Below are 21176 nucleotides of genomic sequence, written 5' to 3'. Positions count from 1 at the left end.
GGACGGGCGGGAGGCCTGGAGGTCTGCTGCGTGCCCCAGGCAGGATTCGAACCTGCGACACCGGCTTTAGGAGAGCCGTGCTCTATCCCCTGAGCTACTGAGGCGGGGGCGCCCCGGTGGGCGCTCGATGCACAGAGTACCGGATCGGGGGTGGGGCGGGGGTGGCGGTTGATGGGGGCGCGGGCGTCGGCGGGGTGCCGAACGTGCAGATCCCGGGGTGGGGGCCGACAGGGTGTCAGAACGGGTCAAGTAGCCTGGGCGAACCGGTGTGCCGGTGCCGGTCGTTGACGGGGTGTTCTGCGGCGGCCCGTGCCGCGGCATGCCCGTTCGAACACCCGGTGTCGCTGCGGCGCGCCGGTTCGGTACCGCAATGACGAGGCGCCTCATGACATCAGCTGCCCTCCCGCCCGTGCTCCGGCGGGTGACGGGCCCGGTGTGGCTGTGGCCGGTGCTGGCGATGCTGGGCGTCGGGCTGTACCGGCTGTGGACCCCGGAGCTGTGGCGGGACGAGGTGGCGACCTGGGCGGTGGCCACGCGGTCGCCGGGCGAGCTCTGGGCCATGCTGCAGAACGTGGACGCCAGCAACGGCGCCTACTACCTGTTCATGCACGGCTGGACGGCGGTGTTCGGCGACTCCACGGTCGCGCTGCGACTGCCCTCGGTGCTGGCGATGGCCGGCGCGGCGGGCTTCGTGGCCCTGGCCGCGAAGCAGTTGTTCGGCGGCCGGGTGGCGGGGGTGGCCGCGGGGCTGCTGTTCGCCGTGGTGCCGACGATCGCGCGGTTCGCCCAGGAGGCCCGGTCGTACGCCCTGGTGGTGTGCGCGGTGGCGGCGGCGAGCTGGCTGCTGCTGCGGGCGTTGGAGCGGCCGGCCCGGGGCTGGGCGGCGGTGGGGCGCTGGGCGCCGTACTCGGTGGCGATGGCCGCCGCCGGGATCGGGCACCTGATCTCCTTCTCCACGTTGGTCGGGCAGGTCGGGGTCGTCCTGCTGCACCTGTGGCGGACCCGTTCGACGGCGGAGTGGCGGCTGCTGCTGCAGTACCCGGCGGCAGTGGTCCTCGGCGCGCTGCCGGCCGTGCCGGTGGTGGTGCTCGGCAGCCGTCAGTCGGGCCGGCAGCTCGGCTGGATCATGGAGCCGACGTTCCAGCAGCTGCGGAAGTTCGGGGACCTGCTGTTCGGGTCGACCGAGCTGTACCACGTGTTCGTGGCGCTCGCGGCGCTGGCGCTGGGCCTGCCGGGCCGCCGGGTCGCCGCGCTCCAGCCGCTGCTGCTGGCGGTGGCGCCGGTGGTGACCGTCTGGGCGGTCTCGCAGGGCGGCGGCACCTCGTACTTCACCGAGCGGTACCTGCTCTTCACCGTGCCCGCCTGGGCGGTGGTGGCCGGCGGCGGGGTCGCCGCGGTACACCGGGTGATCGCGGGCACGGCCGAACGGAGCCGGACGCCCGGGCAGGTACGGGCGGCCGTCGCGGTGCTGGCGGCGGGACTGGTGGCGGTACCCGCGCTGTCCGCGGCGCCGGTGCAGCAGAAGGTCCGCCACGTCGGCTCGCACTCGGACTCGCAGGAGCCGTACCGGGCTGCGGCCGCCCTGATCGCCGCGGGGTACCGGCCCGGCGACGGACTGGCGGCGCCGATCGGCAACCAGAACTGGGCGATGGTCGCCGAGGGCGTCGCCTACTACCTGCCGGAGGACGTCCGGCCGCAGCAGCTCCTCGTGGAGCGCAGCGCGGTCGAGGCGGACGACCTCTTCCCGGTGCCCTGTGCCCGCCCGGCCGAGTGCATCGGCGGCCCGGCCCCGCGGATATGGCTGCTGGTGCTCGGTGACACGCCGGACCCGCTCGGTTCGATGCCGGTGGAGCCGGCCCGGACGGCGCTGCAGAACCGCTACACGGCGAGCCAGGTGAGCCCGCTCGGCGGGGTGACCCTCGCCCTGCTCAGCCCGAAGTCCGGCTGAGCCTCCCGCCGAGCGGCGGACCACCCCACCGGCCGGGCCACCCCGCCGTTCGGCCGCGTCCCCACCGGCCGGGCCACCTCCCAACCCACCGGGCCACCTCCCTATCGGCCGGACCACCCGTTCACCCTCCGGCCCGCGAACCGTCCGGGCCCGCGCACCTGTCCGCCGTCAGCGGGGACGCGGCCGAACGGCGGGGTGGCGCGGATGCGGGCGGGCGCCGGCCGGGTGATCCTGTGAGCACCCGGATGCCCGCCTGCCCGCGGCCGAGCCCGCAGCCGAGGAGGTCCAGCCCGTGAGCGACCGCCCGAGCGGCGCCGATCCCGATCCAGAGCCAGATCCAGATCCAGACCCGGAGCCGGAACCAGAGCCGGAGCAGGACCCGAAGCACGAACCCGAGCCGGACCCGCAGCCCGAGCCGGACCCGGAACCCGAGCCGGATGCCACGCCGCCGCCCGGCAGGCAGTCGGCCCGTTGGCGCACGCGGAAGGAGCGGACGTCGGCGTGGGCCCGCAGGCTGCCCGAGGTGCCGGTGGTGGGTCGGGCGCTCGGTCAGCTGCTCCGGGTGAACCTGCTGGACTGCGCGACCCGGCTGGCGGCCCAGGCGTTCCTGAGCGCGCTCCCGGCGCTGTTCGTGGTGGCGGTGTTCGCACCGGCGGCGGTCCGCGACGGGGTGTCGAACTCGCTGCGGAAGGAGCTGGGCCTGGAGGGTGCGGCCCAGCAGTCCGTGCAGGAGGTCCTGGCGGGCGGGCAGCAGGACCAGGCGACCATCGGCGTGGTGGGGGCGCTGGTGACGCTGCTGTCGGCGACGGCGCTGAGCCGGGCGGTGCAGCGGACGTGCGAGCGGTGCTGGGAGATGCCGAAGGCGGGTGCCCGGCTGGCGGCCTGGCGGTGGCTGGTCTGGCTGCTGGTCTGGCTGGTCGTCCTGGTGTTCCAGACCCCGGTGCGGGAGGGCTTCGGTGCGGGGGCCTGGCTCGGCGTGCCGTTGACGTTCGTCACCGGCGTCGCGCTCTGGTGGTGGACGCAGCACCTGCTGCTGGGCGGCCGGGTGCGCTGGCTGCCGTTGCTGCCGGGGTCGGTGCTCTGCGGGGTGGTGGTGGCGGGGCTGGGGGTGGCCTCGCGGGTCTACTTGCCGGCGGCGATGTCGCGCAGCGTGGAGCAGTTCGGCCCGTTCGGGGTGGTGTTCACCGGGCTCTCCTGGCTGATCGTGATGTTCGCCGGGCTGACGCTGGCGATCGCCATGGGCCGGGTGGTGTCGGAGGAGCCCTGGTGGGAGGAGCGGCTGGGCACCCGCACCGAGCCCGGCTCGTGGGGCGGCGAACGGATCGACCCCCCGCGTGCCGGGCGGGGCCGGGTCGCGGGGGGTCGGGAGCAGGACGGACGGGGGGCGGACGGGCAGGCGCCGGACGGACCCGAGGACGACTGGTAGGACCCGCCCAATCAGACCAGTCGGATCAGCCGGGAGAGGATCGACGGCGGCTTCAGGTCCGACTGGAGGGTCACCGGGACCTCCAGCTTCCCGTCGCCCGCGCCGACCCGCAGCACGCCGACCTGGGTACCGGCCGCGGCCTCGTGGCCGACCTTGGCGGGGTCCAGGACGAGGGTGGCGGTGACTCCGGGGAAGCCCGCGACGGTGAGCTCCTTGGACGCGACGACCGGCACCTTGCCGCCGAGGCCGTCGTCGACGTGGCCGACGACCTCGCCCTGCTTGGCCAGTGTCTGCCCGGTGAGGCCGTTCTGCGCGGCGGCGATCTGCTTGGCGCTGACGTTCTGGACGACCTTCAGGATGCCCTCGGTGGCGGTGGCCGGCTGGCCCAGCGTGACGCCGAGGATCGTCCGCTTGATGCCGCCGACCTCCTTCACAGCCGCCCACATCAGGCAGCCGCCGGCCGGGGTGCTGGAGCCGGTCTTGACGCCGATGATGCCGTTCTTCGCCGAGATGAGGGTGTTGGTGTTGAAGATCTTCTGATTGTTGAAGGTGGTGTCCGGCGTGGAGACGATCTGCCGGAAGACGTCGTTCTGCATGACCTGGCCGGCCAGCTTGAGCTGGTCCTTGGCGGTGCTCTTGGTCTGCGCGTTGAATCCGGCCGGGTCGGCGTAGACGGTGTTGGCCATGCCGAGCTTGGCGGCGGTGTCGTTCATCTTCTTCACGAACGCCTCCTCCGAGCCGGCGTCCCAGCGGGCCAGCAGGCGGGCGACGTTGTTGGCGGAGGGAAGCATCAGCATCTCCAGCGCCTCGTACTGGGTCAGCACCTGGTTCTCGACCAGGGTGACCTTCGACTCGTCGACGTTGTTGGACTCCTGCGCGGCCTGCTTGTCGGCGGTGATCTTGGGACCGCTCTCGCCCTTCTTCAGGGGGTGGCCCTGGAGGATGAGGTAGGCGGTCATCACCTTGGTGACGCTGGCGATCGGGCTGGGCGTCTCCGCACCGGAGCTGCCCAGGCTGCCGACGCCGACCACCTCGGCGGCGGACTGGCCCTTGGCCGGCCAGGCCAGGTCCAGCGGGTCGCCGGTGAAGGCGTAGCTGCCGGGGGCGGTCAGCTTCACCGTGGCGTCGGGGAGCGGGCGCAGCAGCTGGGCGACCACGGCCGCGCCGACGACGAGTCCCAGGAAGACCGTCCAGATGGTGAACCGCTTCAGCGCCCGGCGCAGCGGCGAGACCGGCCGGGAGTTGAGGGACGCCAGGACCTGCATGGCCTCGGAGGTCGACTCCGGACGGCTCGGCATCGGCTCGGGCACCGGCTCGGGCACCGGCATCGGCGTGGTCGACGGCAGGGGAGCCGGGCCGGGCAGCGGTCCGGGGCCGGGGAGCGGCGGTACGGGCGGTAGCGGGCCGGGCGTGGGCGCCGGACCCGGCGTCGGCTTCGGGGTGGGCTTCGGCAGGGGTTCCGGGCCGGGCGTGGGTTCGGGCTCGGGCAGCGGCGCGGGGGCCGGCGGCTCGGGCACGGTTCCGGTACGGGGCGCGGCGCGGCCCGCTGCGGCGGCGGTCGCGGAGGCCGCGGTCGCCCCGCCCACCTTCAGGTCCCGGCGCTTCTCCAGCTTCTCGGCCCGCTCGACGGCACCGGCCCGCTCGACGGCACCGGCCTGCTCGGCGGCGCCGGTCCCCTCTGCGGCGCTTGCCTGCTCTGCGGCAGGCGCCCGCTCGTCGGAGGCGGCACGCTCGGACGCCTCGGCCGACTCGGGCGTGCCGGCCCGGTCGCCGGTCCGGATGGCGAGACGGGGGTCGACGCCCGTGGGGCGGCCCGGGGTCTCGTCGGCGGGCTTCGGGGGCAGCCGCAGCATGGTGGTGGCGTCGTTCGCGGCGGGCTCGGCCGACGCGGCGGAGGTCGCCCCGCCCTTCTCCCCGCCATCGGTCCCACCGCCGGCGGCTGCCCCGCCGGCGACCTCGGACGCCGCCGCGACCTCGGGCTTCGCCGCAGCGTCCGGGCGCAGCGGCAGCCGCAGCGCGGTGGTCCGCTCGTCGGCGGCGGGGAGCCGCAGGGCCGTGGTGCGGTCGTCGGCGGGCAACCGCAGCGTGGTGGTGCGGTCGTCGACGGGGAGCCGCAGCGCGGTGGTCCGCTCGTCGGCCGGGGGCATCCGCAGTTCGGTCGTCAGGTTGTCCGTATCCCGGACGCGGAGCTGTACGGTGGACCCGCCCTTGGGCGCCCCGGCGGGCGCCTCGACGGAGGCCTCCCCCTCGGCGCCACCGTCCGCAGCCTCCGCGACCGAAGGATCGGCCGACGCCCCGGCCGAAGACCCGGCGGGAGAATCGGCCGACGACTTCGCGGACGACTCCGCCGAAGACGCCCCGGCAGCACCCTCGCCACCCGCGCCCGAACCCGCGTCACCGTCCGCGCGGTCGCCCGCGCCACCGTCCGCCCGGCCGTCCGCGCGGTCGTCACGCTCCTCACGAGCCTCGCCGGCCTGCTCCGGCTCCCGCTCCCGGTCGCGCCCCTGCCCGCGCTCCCGCTCGCCGTCCCGCAGCACCCTGTCGGGGGACTCGCCCACGTAACCCAGCCTCCTCAACGCCCGGCGGGGCACCGGCCGACCCGATTTCGGGAAGCCGACGCCCCGCCCCGTGTACCTGTACAGTCTCCGCCACCGGGGGCCGTCCGGCCGCCCACACCCCGCCCGACCGGCGCTTATTGTCGCCGCACGGCGGTACCCGGTCTGCTCGTTGGTCAGACGCCGGGCCCGGCGCGGCCGGTTCCCCCCCGGTCCTGCGCAAGGTCACGATTCGGAGGCGTACTCGACAAGCCCGTGTGAGAGGCGTCACGCTGTTTCCCATCCACGCGGGGAGGCTTGGATGGGCAAGAGCCGCAGAACTGTTCCCGAGGAACTCTTGCTGCTCGCTTTGGACCCGACCACGGGCACCACGGCGCAGCCGCAGACCCTCGACCTCGGACTCGCCGGGGCCCAGCTCGTCGAGCTGTCCCTGGCCGGACGGATCGTCCCGGAGGGCGACCGGATCGCCGTCGTGCTGCCACGGCCGACCGGCGACCCGACGCTGGACCACGCACTGGAGCTGCTGCGCCGACGCGGCAGCCCGGTCCGTGCTGCGCACTGGATCGGCGGGCCCCGGTTGGGGCTGCGTCAGACGTACCTGGCGCACCTGGAGCGCTGCGGCATGGTCACGGCGGTGCCGGGCCAGGTCTGCGGGGTCCTGCCGACGACGCGCTACCAGGCGTCCGACGACTGCACCAACGCCGCGATCAAGCAGCGGCTCGACACCGCGATCCGCACCGGGGTGCCGCCGGACCCGCGGACGGCGGCGCTGGCGGCGCTGGCGCACTCGGTGGGCCTGGGCAAGCACCTCTACCCGGGCAACGAGGGCCGGTCCTCGCGGTCGCGGCTGCGCGACCTCATCCGGTACGACCCGCTGGGCGGTATGGTCGCGCACGCGGTGATGGACGTGCAGAACGGCCTGCCCGGTCAGCAGAACCGCAGCAGCCAGGCCGGCGCGACGGGCGGCCCGGGCCGTCCGGGCCAGCGCGCGCCGGGCCGCAGCACGGGCGGCCGGGTTGCGGCGCCCCGGGTCGGCGTCCGCTGACCGCCCCGCCGGGGGCGCGTTCGACGACGGCTCGCGCCGTCCGCCGGCGGTGAGCAACCAGGAGGCATGAAGGGGCGGTCGCCCGCGACGGAAGTCGTCGGGCGGCCGCCCCTCTGCCGTCCCCGTACTGGTCCACGGTCCCGCCCCGGGGCCGTACCCGCATCTGACCTGCAGATGCCCGCATATGTCGGTGGCACATCGGCGCCCTGCCGCGGGTGCCACCACCGGATCGAGCCGCAGTGCCGCCTTATCACCCGGCGGTGGCCGCTGTCTCGCCGAAGCGCTTTTCCGATGATCTGTTCTACTGCGCTGCTGCGATTCCCCGGCGCCGACCTGATCCAAGGTGACATGCTGCTCAAAGTCAGGGGGGTTGGTCCCAATTACCACAGTGTTCCGAGGATTGCCGTTCCAACGATCACCAGAGGTCCGGCCGGAGGTCGACGTGTCCGCGAGCATCAATCCCACCGTGCGCCGAAGGAGGCTCGGCGCCGAACTGCGCAAACTGCGCGAGGGCCTGGGCATGACGGCGGAGGAGGTGGCCCAGCGGCTGATGGTCTCCCAGTCGAAGATCAGCAGGCTGGAGAACGGCCGGCGCAGCATCAGCCAGCGGGACGTCCGCGACCTCTGCGACGTCTACAACGTCGCCGACGAGCAGATGCGCAGCAGCCTGATGGACATGGCGCGGGAGTCCCGGCAGCGCGGCTGGTGGCACGACTTCAACGACATGCCGACCCCCTACAGCGTGTACATCGGGCTGGAGGCGGAGGCCTCCTCGATCCGGGCGTACGAGTCCTCGTTCGTCCCCGGACTGCTGCAGACCGAGCAGTACGCGCACGCGGTGGTCTCGGGCACCCAGCCGGACACCGACGTCACCGCGGTCCAGCGGCGCGTGCAGGTCCGGATGAAGCGCCAGGACCGCCTGCACGGCGAGGTCAACCAGCTGGGCAGCCTCTGGACGGTCATAGACGAGGCGGTCCTGCGCCGCGAGGTCGGCAGCCGCGAGGTGATGGCCGACCAGCTGAAGCACCTGCTCGCGCTGAGCGAGCGCCCCAACATCACCATCCAGGTCATCCCCTTCTCGCACGGAGCACACCCCGGGATGACCGGGACATTCTCCCTGCTGGAGTTCCCGGAGTCAGCCGATTCCACAGTTGTCTACTTCGAAGGGGTGACGAGCGATCTCTACCTGGAGAAGGAGCAGGACGTGCGCCGCTATACCGGTCTCTACGACCACCTGCGGGCCGCGGCCCTCGGTGTGGCGGAGAGCCGGTCACTGATAGCGACGATTGAAGAGGGATACCACTGATGTCCACGTTCGAGAGCGGGTCTGCCTGGCGGAAGAGCAGTCACAGCGGCGGCAACGGTGCCTGTGTGGAGTTCCGCGTCCCGGCCGCCGGGGCGGTGGACGTACGGGACTCCAAGGACCCCGAGGGCCCGCAGCTGTGCTTCTCGTCCGAGGCCTGGACGGCCTTCGCCACCGCCGCCGCACAGGGGGCGTTCGGCACGGTCGGCGAGGTCTGACCGCCCGTACCCGTTCTCGGGGTCCGCTGCCCGCAGTGGTGTCCGCCTCACGGAGGGCGGCGGACACCACTGCGGGCAGCCGCTCGTCGGGGCAGCCGCCCGTCGGGGCGGCCTCTCGTCAGTACAGCCGCCCGTCAGTGCAGCACGGGGTACCGGGAGGACCAGAGCGCACCCTCCGGGGTGTCCTGGCCGTGCAGTTCGGCGCCGTGCATCAGTTCCAGGACGAAGTCGTCGGCCAGCTCCATGATCGCCCCGCGTCCCTCCAGACCGGCCACCAGGCCCGGCGGCAGCGCGGTGTCGCCGTGCAGCGCGCCGAGCAGGTTGCCGCAGATCGAACCGGTGGAGTCGCTGTCGCCCGAGTGGTTGACCGCGAGCAGCAGGCCCGAGCGCACGTCGTGCGCGACCAGCGCGCAGTACACCCCGATCGCCAGCGCCTCCTCCGCGACCCAGCCCTCGCCCAGCGCCTCCACCCGCTCCGCGGAGGGCTCGCCCGCCCGGACGGCGTCGAGCGCACCGCGCAGCGCGGCCGTGGTCTCCTCGTGCGCGGGACGCTCCGAGAGCAGCGCGAGCGCCAGGTGGACGCCCTCCTCCAGGGTGCCGCCGCGGGCCGCGGTCTGGACGATGACGGCCAGCGCGCCCGCCGACAGGTAGCCCGTGGGATGGCCGTGGGTCAGCACCGAGCACTCGACGGCCAGCTGGAAGACCAGGCCCGGGTCCCAGGTGGTGAGCAGGCCGAAGGGTGCCGCCCGCATGACCGTGCCGCAGCCCTTGGAGTGCGGGTTCTTGGGGGCCTCCAGGGTGCCGAGCCGGTCGGCGTCCGGGCCGGAGAGCCCGGAGAGGCAGGCCTGGCCGGGGGCGCGCTGGGCGTACAGCCACTCCTCGCGGCCGAGCCAGCCCAGGTCGGCGCGCCGTTCGTCCGGGCCCCAGTCGCGCTGGGTGGCGGCCCAGCGGAGGTAGGCGAGGTGGACGTCGGTGGGCGGGTGCCAGCTGCCGGTGTCCCGGCGGACGTGGGCGCGGATCAGCCCGTCCAGGGTGAACAGCGACATCTGGGTGTCGTCGGTGACCGCGCCGAGCCGGCCGTACGCCGGGACGTACCCGGTGACCCCGGCCGGACCGTGCGCGGCCCGGATCTTGTCCAGCTGTTCGAACTCGATGCCGGCGCCGAGCGCGTCGCCGACCGCACCGCCGAGCAGACAACCCCGCACCCGGCTGCGGTAGTCCTGCTGCTGCGCGCGTGACCACAGTGGCATCACGACCGGGGTGCCTTTCGTCCGGGACAACGGGGGCCCGCGGGGTACCTCCGACCGCGTGCCATCGCACTGTATTCGAATACCCGAACGGTCCGAGGGGTCCCTCGGACACCTGCACCATCACGACACGCGCCGCGGACCGGGGCCGGTGGGCCCGGCGCTCAGTCCGCGAGCGGCAGCAGTCGCGGCAGGTGGCCGTCCGAGGCGAGGGCCGCCGCCCGGCGCTCGGCCGGCACCTCCCCGTAGGTGGTGGTGCGCTGGCGGTGCGGGCGGCCGACGGCCTCGGCGATCGCCTCCAGGTCCTTGACCGACTTGTAGCTGCCGTACGCCGAGCCGGCCATCCGGGAGATGGTCTCCTCCATCAGGGTGCCGCCCAGGTCGTTGGCCCCGGAGCGGAGCATCTCGGCGGCGCCCTCGGCGCCCAGCTTCACCCAGCTGGTCTGGATGTTGGGGATGTGCGGGTGCAGCAGCAGCCGGGCCATCGCCACCACCGCGCGGTTGTCGCGGGCGGTCGGGCCGGGCCGGGCGATGCCGGCGAGGTAGACCGGCGCGTTGGTGTGGATGAACGGCAGCGTGACGAACTCGGTGAAGCCGCCGGTGCGCTGCTGGATCCCGGCGAGCAGCCGCAGGTGGCCGAGCCAGTGCCGCGGGGTGTCCACGTGGCCGTACATCATCGTGGACGAGGAGCGCAGGCCGAGCTCGTGCGCGGTGGTGACCACCTCGACCCAGGTGGCGGCGGGCAGCTTGCCCTTGGTGAGCACCCAGCGCACCTCGTCGTCGAGGATCTCGGCCGCGGTGCCGGGGATGGAGTCGAGGCCGGACTCCTTGGCCCGCTGGAGCCAGTCCCGGATCGACAGGCCGGTGCGGGTCGCCCCGTTGACGACCTCCATCGGGGAGAAGGCGTGCACATGGATGCCGGGCACCCGCTCCTTCACCGCCCGGGCGATGTCGAAGTAGGCGGTGCCGGGGAGGTCCGGGTGGATGCCGCCCTGCATGCAGACCTCGGTGGCGCCGACCTCCCACGCCTGCGCGGCCCGGTCGGCGACCTGCTCCAGCGAGAGGGTGTACGCGTCGGCGTCGGTGCGGCGCTGGGCGAACGCGCAGAAGCGGCAGCCGGTGTAGCAGACGTTGGTGAAGTTGATGTTCCGGGTGACGCAGTACGTCACCACCTCGCCGACCGCGGACCGCCGGACGTCGTCGGCGATCCGGCAGAGCGCGTCCAGGGCGGGCCCGTCCGCGTGGAACAGCGCGAGCGCCTGCTCGTCCGTCAGCCGGGTCGGGTCGTCGGCGGCCACCGCGAGCGCCTCCCGGACGTCGCCGGTCAGCCGCTCCGGGGCCGAGCCGGTGCGCACCTGCTCGCGCAGCACCTCCCAGTCGCCGTACACGTCCTCGAAGTCGGCCCGGCGGTCGCCGGTGCGGCCGTCGGTGTCGATGGTGGCGTGCAGGTCGGTGCGCCCGTAGGAGGCGGGCAGGTCCTCGGGCTCCTGCCAGGGGCGGCCGGTGACCACCGCGTCCGGACGGGCCAGGCCGGTCTCCGGGTCGGCCAGCGCGCGGACGTGCGGCAGCACCCGCGGGTCCAGCCAGGGCTCACCGCGCAACACGTACTCGGGGTAGACGGCGAGGCGCTCGCGCAGGGCGAAGCCGGCGGCCGCGGACTGCTCGGCGAGCCGGTCGATCTGCGGCCAGGGGCGCTCGGGGTTGACGTGGTCGGGCGTCAGCGGGGAGACACCGCCCCAGTCGTCGATGCCGGCGCCGATCAGCCGCGCGTACTCGCCGTCCACCAGGTTGGGCGGGGCCTGCAGGCAGGCGGTCGGGCCGAGCAGGTGGCGGGCCACCGCGACCGTGGCGACCAGTTCGTCGAGCTCAGCGTCGGGCATGCCACGCATCGCGGTGTCCGGCTTGGCCCGGAAGTTCTGCAGGATCAGCTCCTGGATGCCGTGGTAGGCGCGGGAGACCCGGCGCAGCGCGAACAGCGACTCGGCGCGCTCCTCGTACGTCTCGCCGATGCCGATCAGCAGGCCGCTGGTGAACGGCACGGAGCTGCGTCCGGCGTCCTCCAGGACGCGCAGCCGGACGGCCGGCTCCTTGTCGGGCGAGCCGTGGTGCGGGCCGCCGGGCTCGCTCCACAGCCGGGTCGCGGTGGTCTCCAGCATCATGCCCATCGAGGCGGAGACCGGCTTGAGCCGCTGGAAGTCCGTCCAGCTCAGCACCCCGGGGTTCAGGTGCGGCAGCAGCCCGGTCTCCTCCAGGATCCGGACGGACATCGCCCGGACGTAGGCGATCGTGTCGTCGTAGCCGTGCGCGTCCAGCCACTCGCGGGCCTCCGGCCAGCGGTCCTCGGGCTTGTCGCCGAGGGTGATCAGCGCCTCCTTGCAGCCCATGGCGGCGCCGCGCCGGGCGACCTCCAGCACCTCGTCCGGCGACATGAACATCCCGTGGCCGTCGCGGCGGAGCCGGCCCGGCACGGTGGCGAAGGTGCAGTAGTGGCAGCGGTCCCGGCAGAGCCGGGTGAGCGGGATGAAGACGCTCCGGGAGTAGGTGATGACGCCCGGCCGGCCGGCCGCTTCGAGGCCCGCGTCGCGCACCCGGGCGGCGCTCGTACACAGGTCCGCCAGGTCGTCGCCTCTCGCCCGGAGCAGGACCGCCGCCTCGCCGACGTCGAGCGCCACCCCGTCCCGGGCACGGCGCAGGGCGCGGCGCATCGCGTTGGCGGTGGGGGTGCCGGCGGCGGCCGGGCGGTCGGTAGCGTCCATGGCGCGACCCTACGTCAGCTCTCCACCGTCCGGAGTACCCGACCCTGAGGAGGTCTCAGGGTCGGGTGCGCCGCGAGTCCGACCCCGATCTGGCCCTGCAGGGCGATGCCCGGCGGGGCCGGACGGCTTTCAATGGGAGGGCAGGAGCACGCAGCACGGACGATCGGGCACGGCTACGGAGGGGATGGACGGGATGACGGACGACAGGGCGGCGGAGGAGTACCCGGGCGGCGCGCCGTACCGCCGGCGGCGCCGGACGGCGGTACGGGTGGCGGTGCCGCTGGTGGTGGCGGGCATGGTGGCCGCCGGGTTCGGGCTGGGCCCGGCCCTGGCCGACGACACGCCGCCGAACCTGCCGGCGCTGACGGCGGAGCAGGTGGTGGCGAAGGCGCTCGGTTCGCAGGCGCAGACGCTCTCCGGCACGGTCCGGGTCTCGGCCGACCTGGGCGTGCCGAGCCAGCTGTTCGCGGCGGCGGGTGCGGGTGTGCCGGGCGGGGGCCCGGGCGACGGCGGGAAGTCCGCGGCCGCGCCGGAGGCCAAGCTGGCCGGGCTGCTCGGCGGCGAGCACACCCTGCGGGTCGCGGTGGACGGCCCGGACCGCCAGCGGATCGGGCTGATCGAGGAGCTCGCCGAGTACACCGTGGTGCACAACGGCGACCAGGTGTGGGCGTGGGACAGCGCCACCAACCAGGCCGTCCACCTGACGGCCCCGAAGGACGGGCCCGGGCGGGCCGGGGCCGCGCCTGCGCTGACCGGCGTGCCGACCACGCCGCAGGAGGCGGCCCGCCTCTTCCTGACCGCCGCCGCGGACACCACCGCGGTCACCGTGGACGGCACGGCGAACGTGGCCGGCCAGAAGGCGTACCGGCTGAGCGTCAAGCCGAAGCAGGCGGGCTCGACCATCGGCGAGGTGCGGATCTCGGTGGCCGCCGACAACGGCGTGCCGCTGGCGGTGCTGGTGACCGGCACCGACGGCTCGAAGGTGCTGGACGTCCACTTCTCCGAGGTCTCCTTCGCCAAGCCGGCCGCGAAGACCTTCGAGTTCACCGCCCCCAAGGGCGCCGAGGTGACCGAGCACCGGCCGTCCGGGGCACCGGCCGCCGGGGCGGAGCAGCAGGCCCGGCCCGACGGGACGAACGTGGTCGGCGAGGGCTGGACGAGCGTGCTGAGCACCCGGCTGCCGAGCGGGGAGGTCGAGGCGCCGAAGGAGGGCGGCCGGCGCGGCGGGCACGGCGGCGGGGGCCCGCAGGGCCAGAGCGTGCAGTCGCTGGTGAAGTCCCTGGGCAAGCCGGTCGACGGCGGCACGCTGATCAGCACCAAGGTGCTGAACGCGCTGGTCACCGACGACGGCCGGGTGTTCGCCGGTGCGGTGACGCTGCCGGTGCTGCAGAGTGCGGCCGGGGTGAAGTAGCAGTGGCACAGGCTCCCGTGACGCGGACTCCGGCGACGGAGCACCGCGCGGAGCCGGCCGGGGGCCGGGGCACCGAGGTGCGCCCGGCCCCCGTGGCCGTTTCCGCCGACCCCCGCCCCGCCCCGGAGGGCGGGGACCCGTCCGACACCGTGATCCGCACCAGGGGGCTGACCAAGCGGTTCCGCGGCGGCCAGCTCGCCGTCGACGGCCTTGACCTCGCCGTGCCCCGGGGCAGCGTCTTCGGCTTCCTCGGCCCGAACGGCTCCGGCAAGACCACCACCATCCGGATGCTGATGGGCCTGATCGCGCCCACCTCCGGATCGGCCTCGGTGCTCGGCGAGCCGATGCCGCAGTCGGTCGCCACCGTGCTGCCCCGGGTCGGCGCCCTGATCGAGGGCCCGGCGCTGTACGGGTTCCTCTCCGGCCGCGACAACCTGGCCCGCTTCGACGCGGCCGACCCCACCGCGGACCCGCGCACCCGCCCGCAGCGGGTCGCCGAGGCCCTGGACCGGGTCGGGCTGACGGCCGCCGCGGGGAAGAAGGCGCGCGCCTACTCGCTCGGTATGAAGCAGCGGCTCGGCCTGGCCTCGGCCCTCCTGCAGCCGCGCGAGCTGCTGGTGCTGGACGAGCCGACCAACGGCCTCGACCCGCAGGGCATGCGGGAGATCCGGGCGCTGGTCCGGGAGGTTGCGGCGGAGGGCACCACGGTGTTCCTCTCCTCGCACCTGCTGGACGAGATCGAGCAGGTCTGCACCCATGCGGCGGTGATGTCGCGCGGCCGGCTGCTCGTCCAGGGCACCGTCGCCGAGCTGGCCGCCCGGGCCCAGGGCCGGCTGGTGGTGCGCACCCCGGACGCCGCGACGGCGGCCGCCGTGCTGGCCGGGCGCGGGGTGACCGGGCTGGCGGTGGGTGAGGAGCGGGTGGACGGCGAGGCCGGCGCGCTCGGCGAGGACGCACTGCCCGAGCTGTGCGCGGCGCTGGTTGCGGCCGGGGTTCGGATCCGCGGCTTCGGCGTCGAGCGGGGCACGTTGGAGGACGCCTTCGTGGCGCTGACCGGGGAGGGCTTCGATGTCGCGGGCTGAACTGTCACCGGCCGCTCCGGCCACGGCTGGACCGTCGCCGACGGCTCCGGCCCGGGCGGGCCGCCGGCCGCAGACGGCGGCGGGCTTCCTCGCGCTGTTCCGCAGCGAACTGGTGCTGACCTTCCGCCGGATGCGGACGATCGTGCTGCTGGCCATCCTCGCGGTGCTGCCGGTGCTGATCGGCACGGTCATCAGGATCGAGACGGACGGGCAGGGCGGCGGCGGGGGCCCGGCCTTCATCGCGCAGGTGACCCAGAACGGCCTGTTCCTGGTGTTCACCGCGCTCGCCGTGGCGCTGCCGGTCTTCCTGCCGATGACGGTCGGCGTGGTCGCCGGGGACTCGGTCGCCGGCGAGTCGGCGGGCGGCACGCTGCGCTACCTGCTGGTCGCCCCGGCCGGGCGCACCCGGCTGCTGGCCGCCAAGTTCACCGCCGGCCTGGTGTTCTGCGCGGCGGCGACGGCGACCGTGGCGGCGGCGGCGCTGGCCACCGGTGCGGCGCTGTTCCCGCTGGGCGAGGTGACGCTGATCTCCGGCGACACCATCGGCTTCGGCGAGGCGCTGCTGCGGGCGGTGCTGGTGGCCCTGGTGGTGGCGGCCTCGCTGTCCGGGCTGGTGGCGATCGGGCTGTTCGTCTCCACGCTCACCGGCAGCGGCATCGCGGCGATGGCGGCCACGGTCGGCCTGGTGATCACCGTGCAGATCCTGGACAGCTTCCCGCAGCTGCACGCGATCCAGCCCTACCTGTTCACCCACCACTGGCTGAGCTTCGGGGACCTGCTGCGGGAGCCGATGTACTGGGACGGCGTGCTGAAGAACCTCGGGCTGCAGGGCGCCTACGTGGCGGTGTTCGGCTCGGCGGCCTGGTCGCGGTTCACCGGCCGGGACATCACGGCGTAGCCCGGACGGCCGGGCCGGCCCACGGGTCGGCCCGCCCCGCCCCGCCCCGACCCGCCCCACCCTGGCCCGACCCGGCCGGGGTCAGCGGCCGGCCGCCGGGGCGGGGACCGGGGCCGCTGCGGCCGCCACGGCCGCCCGCTCGACCCGGTCCGCCCTGACCCTGCGCAGCGCGTCCCAGGTGAGCACCGCCAGGGCCGCCCAGACCAGGGCGAACCCGGCCCAGCGGGCCGGCGGCATCGACTCGTGGAAGACCGCGATCCCGATCAGGAACTGGAACACCGGCGCCAGGTACTGCAGCAGCCCGAGCACGGTCAGCGGGACGCGGACCGCCGCCGCGCCGAAGAACAGCAGCGGGATCGCGGTGATCACCCCGCTGAGCACCAGCAGCCCCGAGTGCCCCCAGCCGAAGGAGCCGGCCACCGTGTGGCCGAAGGTGCCCCGGCCCGAGAACTCCAGATACACCAGGTAGCCCAGCGCGAACGGGAACATGAAGGCGCTCTCCAGCGCCAGGCTCTCCAGCCCGCTCAGCCCGACCTTCTTCTTCAGCAGGCCGTAGGTGGCGAAGGTCAGCGCCAGGGTCAGCGCGATCCAGGGCAGCCGCCCGTACCCGACGGTGAGGACGGCCACCGCCGCGCCGCCGACGCCGACCGCGGCCCACTGCGCGGTACGCAGCCGTTCCTTCAGCACGAGGACGCCGAAAGCGATGGTGACCAGCGGGTTGATGAAGTAGCCGAGGCTGGTCTCGACGACGTGGCCGGCGTTGACGCCCCAGATGTAGACGCCCCAGTTGACCGAGATGACCGCGGCGCCCGCGGCCGACATGGCGAGCCGGCGGGGCTGGGCCAGCAGCGGGCGTATCCAGGCCCAGTGCCGCTGGACGATCAGCAGCAGGAGCACCGCGACCAGCGACCAGACCATCCGGTTGGCCAGGATGTCGTCGGCCGCCCCGGGCTCCAGCAGCGGCCAGAACAGCGGGAACAGGCCCCAGATGCCGTACGCCGCGACGCCGTACCAGAGACCCCGACCGGCCTCCCGCTGGGTTGTGTCTGGCATGACGGGCCTGCCCTCCGCGCGCACGTGTGTCGAGCCGACGGTAGCGGGCGGAGGGGCGCCCTGTCATCTCCGTATCCGCATTTTGGTCATGACAGGCCCGGCGGGAGGGCTCGGCAGGAGCTCCGAACAGAGACCCGGGGCCGGGGCTCGGCGCCGGGGCTCGGCGCCGGGGCTCGGCGCCGGGGCTCAGGCGCCCAGCGCGGCCCGCACGCTCTCCGCCAGCGGCACGGTCGGGCGGCCGATCAGCCGGGCCAGGTCGCCCGGGGTGCCAGCCAGCTCGCCGCGGGCGATGCCCGCGTCCACGTCCACCAGGATCTCGGCGAAGCCCTCCGGCAGGCCCGCGCCGACCAGCACCGCCAGGTGCTCGGCCGGGGTCACCACCCGGTGCTGCACCGGCCTGCCGGAGACCTCGGCGAGGACGGCGGCCAGCTCGGCGAAGCTCCAGGCGGCGTCACCGCTGAGCTCGTACACCCGGTTCTCGTGGCCCTCGCCGAGCAGCACCGCCACGGCCGCGTCGGCGTAGTCCCGGCGCGCCGCGCTGGCCACCCGGCCGGCCTCGCCCGCGCTGGCGACCACCGCGCCGCGGGACACCGTGCCGGCCGCGTCGCCCAGGTAGTTCTCGGTGTACCAGCCGTTGCGCAGCAGGGCGAAGGGGATCCCGGCCGCGCGGATCGCCGCCTCGGTGGCCCGGTGCTCGTCGGCCAGGCGGAAGGTGGCCGCCCCGGGGGCGCTGGTGTAGGCGAGCAGCGCGACTCCGGCGGCGCGCGCGGCCTCGACCACGGCGGTGTGCTGGGCGACCCGGCGGCCCATCTCGTTGCCCGAGATGAGCAGCACCCGGTCGCCGGGGCCGAAGGCGTCCGCCAGCGTCTCCGGCCGGTTGTAGTCGACCACCCGGACGGTCACCCCGCGCGCGGCCAGGTCGGCGGCCTTCTCGGCGGAGCGGACGGCGACCGCGACCTCGCTCGCGGGGACCTGCGCCAGCAGGCCCTCGACGACCAGGCGGCCGAGCTGTCCGGTGGCGGCGGTGACGACGTACATGTGCTGCTCCTCGGGTGGGTGGTGCTCGTTGGCTTCGACACTCACCCTAGGGACGGCACTTTCCTTCCGAAAGTACCCACTTTGAAGTACGGTACTGATATGGAGGTAATGACCCAGTCCTCGACCCAGGCCCCGGCGCCCGCGGCGGCCGGCCCGCTCGCCCCGTTCCCGCCGGCCGACGTCCTCGACCGGATGTGCCCGTCCCGGGGCGTGCTGGAGCACGTCACCAGCCGCTGGGGCGTCCTGGTGCTGATGGCGCTCAGCGAGCGCGGCTACCGCTTCAGCGAGCTGCGCCGCCGGGTGGCGGGGGTCAGCGAGAAGATGCTCGCCCAGACCCTGCAGACCCTCGAACGCGACGGCTTCGTCCTGCGCGAGGCCCACCCGGTCATCCCGCCCAGGGTCGACTACAGCCTGACCGACCTCGGCCGGGAGGCCGCCGGGCTCGTCGCCGCGCTCGCCCACTGGACGGAGCGGCGGGTGCCGTCCGTGCTCGCGGCCCGCGAGGCGTACGACGGGGAGCGGGCGCGCCAGGACGCCCGCTAGGAGGGAGACGCGGCAGGCCGGGTCAGGCCCCGGTCGCGCGCTCCGCGACCAGCGCCGCCAGGCCGTCCAGGATCCGCGGCAGGCCGAACGCATAGGCGTGGTCCGGGCTGTACGCACCGCCGTACGCCTCGCCGGCCGCCGAACCGACCCGGGCGGCGGTCGGGTACCGCTCCGCGTCGAAGACCCGGGCGAGCAGTTCCTCGTTCGCGGCCCACCACTGCGCGTCGCTCATCGCGCTGTCCTGCCGGGCGGCCCGCTCGTCGTCCGCCATCCGGGCGCAGGTCTGCACGAAGCCCAGCAGGTGGGTCAGCGCCGCGTCCAGCTCGACGTCCGGCAGGCCGGTGCCCTCCAGGGCGCGCAGCTCGTACTCGTACTTGGCCATCAGCCCCGGCCCCAGCGGCGGACGGCTGGTGGAGACCCGGGCGACCCAGGGATGGGCGCGGTACAGCTCCCGGTTGTCGTCGGCCACCGCGGCGGCGCGCGCCCGCCAGCCCGGGTCGGCCGGGGTGCGGCGCGGCATCGAGGCGTACACGGTGTCCAGCATCAGGTCGAGCAGTTCGGCCTTGCCCGGCACGTAGGTGTACAGCGACATCGGGGAGAGCCCCAGTTCCTGGGCGGTGCGCCGGATGGTGACGGCCTCCGCGCCCTCGGCGTCGGCGAGCGCGATCGCCGCCCCGGCGATCTCCGCGGCCGAGCGGGCCTGCTTGGGGCCGCGGCGGCCCGGCTTCCCGGCCGCCGTCACGCCCCAGAGGAGGGCGAGGGTCTGCGCCGGATCTCCTGCGCTGCTGCGGTCGGTGGCCATGGGGCCGATCCTTTCACGCCGACCCCGGCCCCGGTACGGGCCGCACCCGGTACCGTCACGGCATGACCGGCCCCGCCCGCGAACCCCGACCGACCCCGCTGCCCGGCACCCCGCCGGAGCCGGAGCCGCTGCGCGCCCGGGTCACCTGCCGGCGCTGCCACCGCCCGCTGCACGACCCCGAGTCGCGGATGCTCCGGCTCGGCCCGGAGTGCCGCGACACCGTCGAACGCGTTCCCCGGCACCGGTTCGCGCTGTAGCCCACCCCGGGGCGCCCCGGGCAGGGATCCCCCCCCCCCCGCGGGGGTGCGCCGGGGCCCCCCCCCCGGGCCTGCCGCCGCCCCCCGGGGCCCGGCGGCAGGCCGGCGGGCATGACGACACTCCACCTCCCGCCGCGGCCCCTCGACGTGACGGTGCCCCGGCTCCCGCCGCCGCCGCGCCGGGCGGTCCGGGCCGCCCGTGCCGTCACCCTGCTCGCCCTGCCGTCCGGCCTGTGGCGGCTGCTGCTCGCGGCCGTCACCGTCTCCTACCACCGGCGGCACCGCGCCGCGTGAGCTCCCCCGGCCGGGGGAGGCGGTCCGCCGCCGCGGACGAGGCGGGCGGCCCTCCGGACGCGGGATCGTCGAGCCGTCGGCACCGTCGCACACCCCCGGAGGACCCGTTGCCCACCACCGCCCCCCGCTGGGCCGTCCTGGCCGCCTGGGCGACCGTTCTGTGCACCGTCCCGTCCTGCGCCTGGCGGCTCGCGCTCGGCCTCGGTGTCGACGTCGGCTTCACCGGCGAGCTCGCCACGATGTACCGCGGCACCGAACTCCTGGGCTACGTGCTGGTGCTGTCGGCGGCCTCGCAGGCCGCCTCGCTGCTGACCCTCGCACTGGTCCGGCCGTGGGGCGAGCGCCTGCCGCACCGGCTGCCCCGGGTGGGCGGACGGCGCGTGCCGCCGGCCGCGGTGATCGCGCCCGCCTCGCTCGGCGCCTTCGCGGTCACCGGGCTCTGCGCCGCCCTCACCCTCGCGCCGAACGGCCCGCTGGGCCACCCCGAGTTCCCGCAGGGCGGGGCCCGCCTGGTGATGCTGGCCTGCTACGCGCCGATGCTCGCCTGGGGCCCGCTGGTCGCGGTGCTGACCGTCGCCTACACCCGCCGCCGGGCGATCGAGGGCGCCTGATCGGGGCCGCCGGGGGCGGCCGGGGGCAGGCGGCAGCTTCGACGGGTGGCGGCGCCGATGACCGGGGTGGCGCCGCTGGCCGGAACCTTTCGCCGGATCGGCCGGAAACCGCTCTGGCGCACCACTCCGTACTGTGTACACTGTACGTCGTACGGAGTAATCGCCGAGGAGAGGCCACCACCGCATGCAGATCACCGCCACCGCCGTTTCGCTCACCGTCGAGGACGTCACCGCCTCCTCCGACTTCCTGCAGCAGCACTTCGGGTTCACCGAGCAGATGGCCGCGGACGGGTTCGCCTCGCTCGGTCGGGAGGACGCCGGGCTGAACGTGATCTTCCTCCGGCTCGGACTCGACGTCCTGCCTGAGGACTTCCGCCACCAGCGGGCGTCCGGGCTGATCCTGGCCTTCACCGTCGCGGACGTCGCCGCCGAGGAGGCCCGGCTGCGCGGCGCGGGCGTGGAGATCACCATGCCGCTGCGCGAGGAGCCCTGGGGCGAGAAGCTGTTCCAGGTCACCGACCCGAACGGGATCGTCGTCCAGCTGGTCGAGTGGGCCGCCGGCCACTGACCGGGGCACCGCGGACGACACAGGGGTGGGGCCCGGCGCCGGCGGGCGGGGGCCCCCCGGGCCGCGGGGGCGCCAACCGCCACGGGGGTGGGCCCGCCCGCCCCCCCCCCCCCGCCGCCCC

General features: G+C 74.9%; 19 protein-coding genes and 1 tRNA gene. 13 read left to right on the top strand and 7 right to left on the bottom strand.

Features of this window, described 5'->3' with window-relative positions:
- Positions 1-31: 31 nt before the first annotated feature.
- A tRNA-Arg gene (locus tag ACWGB8_RS03085) sits at positions 32-104 on the bottom strand.
- Positions 105-385: 281 nt separating this feature from the next.
- On the opposite strand from ACWGB8_RS03085, the gene ACWGB8_RS03080 reads away from it, so the two are divergent.
- Together ACWGB8_RS03080 and ACWGB8_RS03075 are read left to right on the top strand one after the other, a co-directional pair.
- Positions 386-1948: a glycosyltransferase family 39 protein gene (locus tag ACWGB8_RS03080; protein ID WP_452209669.1), complete on the top strand. Its 1563-nt coding sequence runs from the start codon at positions 386-388 to the stop codon at positions 1946-1948.
- A 523-nt stretch (positions 1949-2471) separates the two neighbouring features.
- Positions 2472-3374, top strand: coding sequence for a YhjD/YihY/BrkB family envelope integrity protein (locus ACWGB8_RS03075; protein WP_452209667.1), 903 nt, complete (start codon positions 2472-2474; stop codon positions 3372-3374).
- 11 nt (positions 3375-3385) lie between these two features.
- Here ACWGB8_RS03075 and ACWGB8_RS03070 read toward each other — a convergent pair whose 3' ends face one another.
- On the bottom strand, positions 3386-5932 hold the full coding sequence (locus tag ACWGB8_RS03070) for a D-alanyl-D-alanine carboxypeptidase family protein (protein ID WP_452209665.1): 2547 nt from the start codon (positions 5930-5932) through the stop codon (positions 3386-3388).
- Between the two features lie 298 nt (positions 5933-6230).
- On the opposite strand from ACWGB8_RS03070, the gene ACWGB8_RS03065 reads away from it, so the two are divergent.
- From ACWGB8_RS03065 to ACWGB8_RS03055, 3 genes are all read left to right on the top strand, one after another.
- Entirely contained in the window at positions 6231-6974 is a 744-nt protein-coding gene (locus ACWGB8_RS03065; protein WP_452209663.1) for a GOLPH3/VPS74 family protein, read from the top strand.
- A 442-nt stretch (positions 6975-7416) separates the two neighbouring features.
- Positions 7417-8280, top strand: a complete 864-nt coding sequence (locus ACWGB8_RS03060) for a helix-turn-helix domain-containing protein (RefSeq protein WP_452209661.1) — start codon at positions 7417-7419, stop codon at positions 8278-8280.
- Positions 8280-8495, top strand: coding sequence for a DUF397 domain-containing protein (locus tag ACWGB8_RS03055; RefSeq protein WP_452209659.1), 216 nt, complete (start codon positions 8280-8282; stop codon positions 8493-8495). Before ACWGB8_RS03060 ends, ACWGB8_RS03055 begins: the two co-directional genes overlap by 1 nt.
- Before the next feature lie 134 nt (positions 8496-8629).
- Here the strand turns inward: ACWGB8_RS03055 and ACWGB8_RS03050 are convergent, their stop codons facing one another.
- Entirely contained in the window at positions 8630-9745 is a 1116-nt protein-coding gene (locus ACWGB8_RS03050; protein WP_452209657.1) for an ADP-ribosylglycohydrolase family protein, read from the bottom strand.
- Positions 9746-9906: 161 nt separating this feature from the next.
- Positions 9907-12498: a bifunctional FO biosynthesis protein CofGH gene (locus ACWGB8_RS03045; RefSeq protein ID WP_452209655.1), complete on the bottom strand. Its 2592-nt coding sequence runs from the start codon at positions 12496-12498 to the stop codon at positions 9907-9909.
- A 193-nt stretch (positions 12499-12691) separates the two neighbouring features.
- On the opposite strand from ACWGB8_RS03045, the gene ACWGB8_RS03040 reads away from it, so the two are divergent.
- The 3 genes from ACWGB8_RS03040 (at position 12692) to ACWGB8_RS03030 (ending at position 15889) form a co-directional block, all read left to right on the top strand.
- Positions 12692-13909: a LolA family protein gene (locus ACWGB8_RS03040; RefSeq protein WP_452209653.1), complete on the top strand. Its 1218-nt coding sequence runs from the start codon at positions 12692-12694 to the stop codon at positions 13907-13909.
- Positions 13910-14001: 92 nt separating this feature from the next.
- Positions 14002-14991: an ABC transporter ATP-binding protein gene (locus ACWGB8_RS03035; RefSeq protein WP_452209651.1), complete on the top strand. Its 990-nt coding sequence runs from the start codon at positions 14002-14004 to the stop codon at positions 14989-14991.
- Positions 14978-15889 carry an ABC transporter permease gene (locus ACWGB8_RS03030; RefSeq protein WP_452209649.1) on the top strand — a complete coding sequence of 304 codons (912 nt, stop codon included), beginning with the start codon at positions 14978-14980 and terminating at the stop codon, positions 15887-15889. The genes ACWGB8_RS03035 and ACWGB8_RS03030 overlap by 14 nt, the downstream gene beginning before the upstream one ends.
- Positions 15890-15970: 81 nt before the next feature.
- Here ACWGB8_RS03030 and rarD read toward each other — a convergent pair whose 3' ends face one another.
- Positions 15971-16942, bottom strand: coding sequence for an EamA family transporter RarD (rarD, locus tag ACWGB8_RS03025; protein WP_452209647.1), 972 nt, complete (start codon positions 16940-16942; stop codon positions 15971-15973).
- A gap of 186 nt (positions 16943-17128) precedes the next feature.
- Positions 17129-17980 (bottom strand): SDR family oxidoreductase, encoded by an 852-nt coding sequence (locus ACWGB8_RS03020; protein ID WP_452209753.1) that lies wholly within the window; start codon positions 17978-17980, stop codon positions 17129-17131.
- A 108-nt stretch (positions 17981-18088) separates the two neighbouring features.
- Here ACWGB8_RS03020 and ACWGB8_RS03015 point away from each other — a divergent pair, with 108 nt between their 5' ends.
- Positions 18089-18523, top strand: a complete 435-nt coding sequence (locus tag ACWGB8_RS03015) for a winged helix-turn-helix transcriptional regulator (protein ID WP_452209752.1) — start codon at positions 18089-18091, stop codon at positions 18521-18523.
- 22 nt (positions 18524-18545) lie between these two features.
- Here ACWGB8_RS03015 and ACWGB8_RS03010 read toward each other — a convergent pair whose 3' ends face one another.
- A complete protein-coding gene (locus ACWGB8_RS03010) occupies positions 18546-19325 on the bottom strand; it encodes a TetR/AcrR family transcriptional regulator C-terminal domain-containing protein (protein WP_452209645.1) in 780 nt (259 codons plus the stop codon).
- A 62-nt stretch (positions 19326-19387) separates the two neighbouring features.
- Between ACWGB8_RS03010 and ACWGB8_RS03005 the strand changes: the two genes are divergently transcribed.
- The 4 genes from ACWGB8_RS03005 (at position 19388) to ACWGB8_RS02990 (ending at position 21055) form a co-directional block, all read left to right on the top strand.
- The gene (locus ACWGB8_RS03005) at positions 19388-19582 is read left to right on the top strand and encodes a DUF6011 domain-containing protein (protein ID WP_452209643.1); all 195 of its coding nucleotides are present in this window, start codon (positions 19388-19390) and stop codon (positions 19580-19582) included.
- A 111-nt stretch (positions 19583-19693) separates the two neighbouring features.
- Positions 19694-19876 carry a hypothetical protein gene (locus ACWGB8_RS03000; RefSeq protein ID WP_452209641.1) on the top strand — a complete coding sequence of 61 codons (183 nt, stop codon included), beginning with the start codon at positions 19694-19696 and terminating at the stop codon, positions 19874-19876.
- Positions 19877-19983: 107 nt separating this feature from the next.
- Positions 19984-20487, top strand: a complete 504-nt coding sequence (locus ACWGB8_RS02995; RefSeq protein ID WP_452209639.1) for a hypothetical protein — start codon at positions 19984-19986, stop codon at positions 20485-20487.
- A gap of 184 nt (positions 20488-20671) precedes the next feature.
- A complete protein-coding gene (locus tag ACWGB8_RS02990; protein WP_452209637.1) occupies positions 20672-21055 on the top strand; it encodes a VOC family protein in 384 nt (127 codons plus the stop codon).
- The last annotated feature ends 121 nt before the right edge of the window (positions 21056-21176 follow it).

The organism is Kitasatospora sp. NPDC054939 (assembly GCF_053610105.1).
The sequence above is the reverse complement of the archived record's forward strand: the minus strand, read 5'-3'. Positions and strand labels throughout refer to the sequence as shown.

What these genes read in the sequence shown, in the direction of transcription:
- ACWGB8_RS03065 (WP_452209663.1), top strand. Translation starts at nt 6,231, where the DNA reads ATGGGCAAGAGCCGCAGAACTGTTCCCGAGGAACTCTTGCTGCTCGCT.
- ACWGB8_RS03040 (WP_452209653.1), top strand. Translation starts at nt 12,692, where the DNA reads ATGACGGACGACAGGGCGGCGGAGGAGTACCCGGGCGGCGCGCCGTAC.
- rarD (WP_452209647.1), bottom strand. Translation starts at nt 16,942, where the DNA reads ATGCCAGACACAACCCAGCGGGAGGCCGGTCGGGGTCTCTGGTACGGC.
- ACWGB8_RS03020 (WP_452209753.1), bottom strand. Translation starts at nt 17,980, where the DNA reads ATGTACGTCGTCACCGCCGCCACCGGACAGCTCGGCCGCCTGGTCGTC.
- ACWGB8_RS03080 (WP_452209669.1), top strand. Translation starts at nt 386, where the DNA reads ATGACATCAGCTGCCCTCCCGCCCGTGCTCCGGCGGGTGACGGGCCCG.
- ACWGB8_RS03015 (WP_452209752.1), top strand. Translation starts at nt 18,089, where the DNA reads ATGACCCAGTCCTCGACCCAGGCCCCGGCGCCCGCGGCGGCCGGCCCG.
- ACWGB8_RS03000 (WP_452209641.1), top strand. Translation starts at nt 19,694, where the DNA reads ATGACGACACTCCACCTCCCGCCGCGGCCCCTCGACGTGACGGTGCCC.
- ACWGB8_RS03050 (WP_452209657.1), bottom strand. Translation starts at nt 9,745, where the DNA reads ATGCCACTGTGGTCACGCGCGCAGCAGCAGGACTACCGCAGCCGGGTG.
- ACWGB8_RS02990 (WP_452209637.1), top strand. Translation starts at nt 20,672, where the DNA reads ATGCAGATCACCGCCACCGCCGTTTCGCTCACCGTCGAGGACGTCACC.
- ACWGB8_RS03030 (WP_452209649.1), top strand. Translation starts at nt 14,978, where the DNA reads ATGTCGCGGGCTGAACTGTCACCGGCCGCTCCGGCCACGGCTGGACCG.
- ACWGB8_RS03045 (WP_452209655.1), bottom strand. Translation starts at nt 12,498, where the DNA reads ATGGACGCTACCGACCGCCCGGCCGCCGCCGGCACCCCCACCGCCAAC.
- ACWGB8_RS03010 (WP_452209645.1), bottom strand. Translation starts at nt 19,325, where the DNA reads ATGGCCACCGACCGCAGCAGCGCAGGAGATCCGGCGCAGACCCTCGCC.
- ACWGB8_RS03005 (WP_452209643.1), top strand. Translation starts at nt 19,388, where the DNA reads ATGACCGGCCCCGCCCGCGAACCCCGACCGACCCCGCTGCCCGGCACC.
- ACWGB8_RS03055 (WP_452209659.1), top strand. Translation starts at nt 8,280, where the DNA reads ATGTCCACGTTCGAGAGCGGGTCTGCCTGGCGGAAGAGCAGTCACAGC.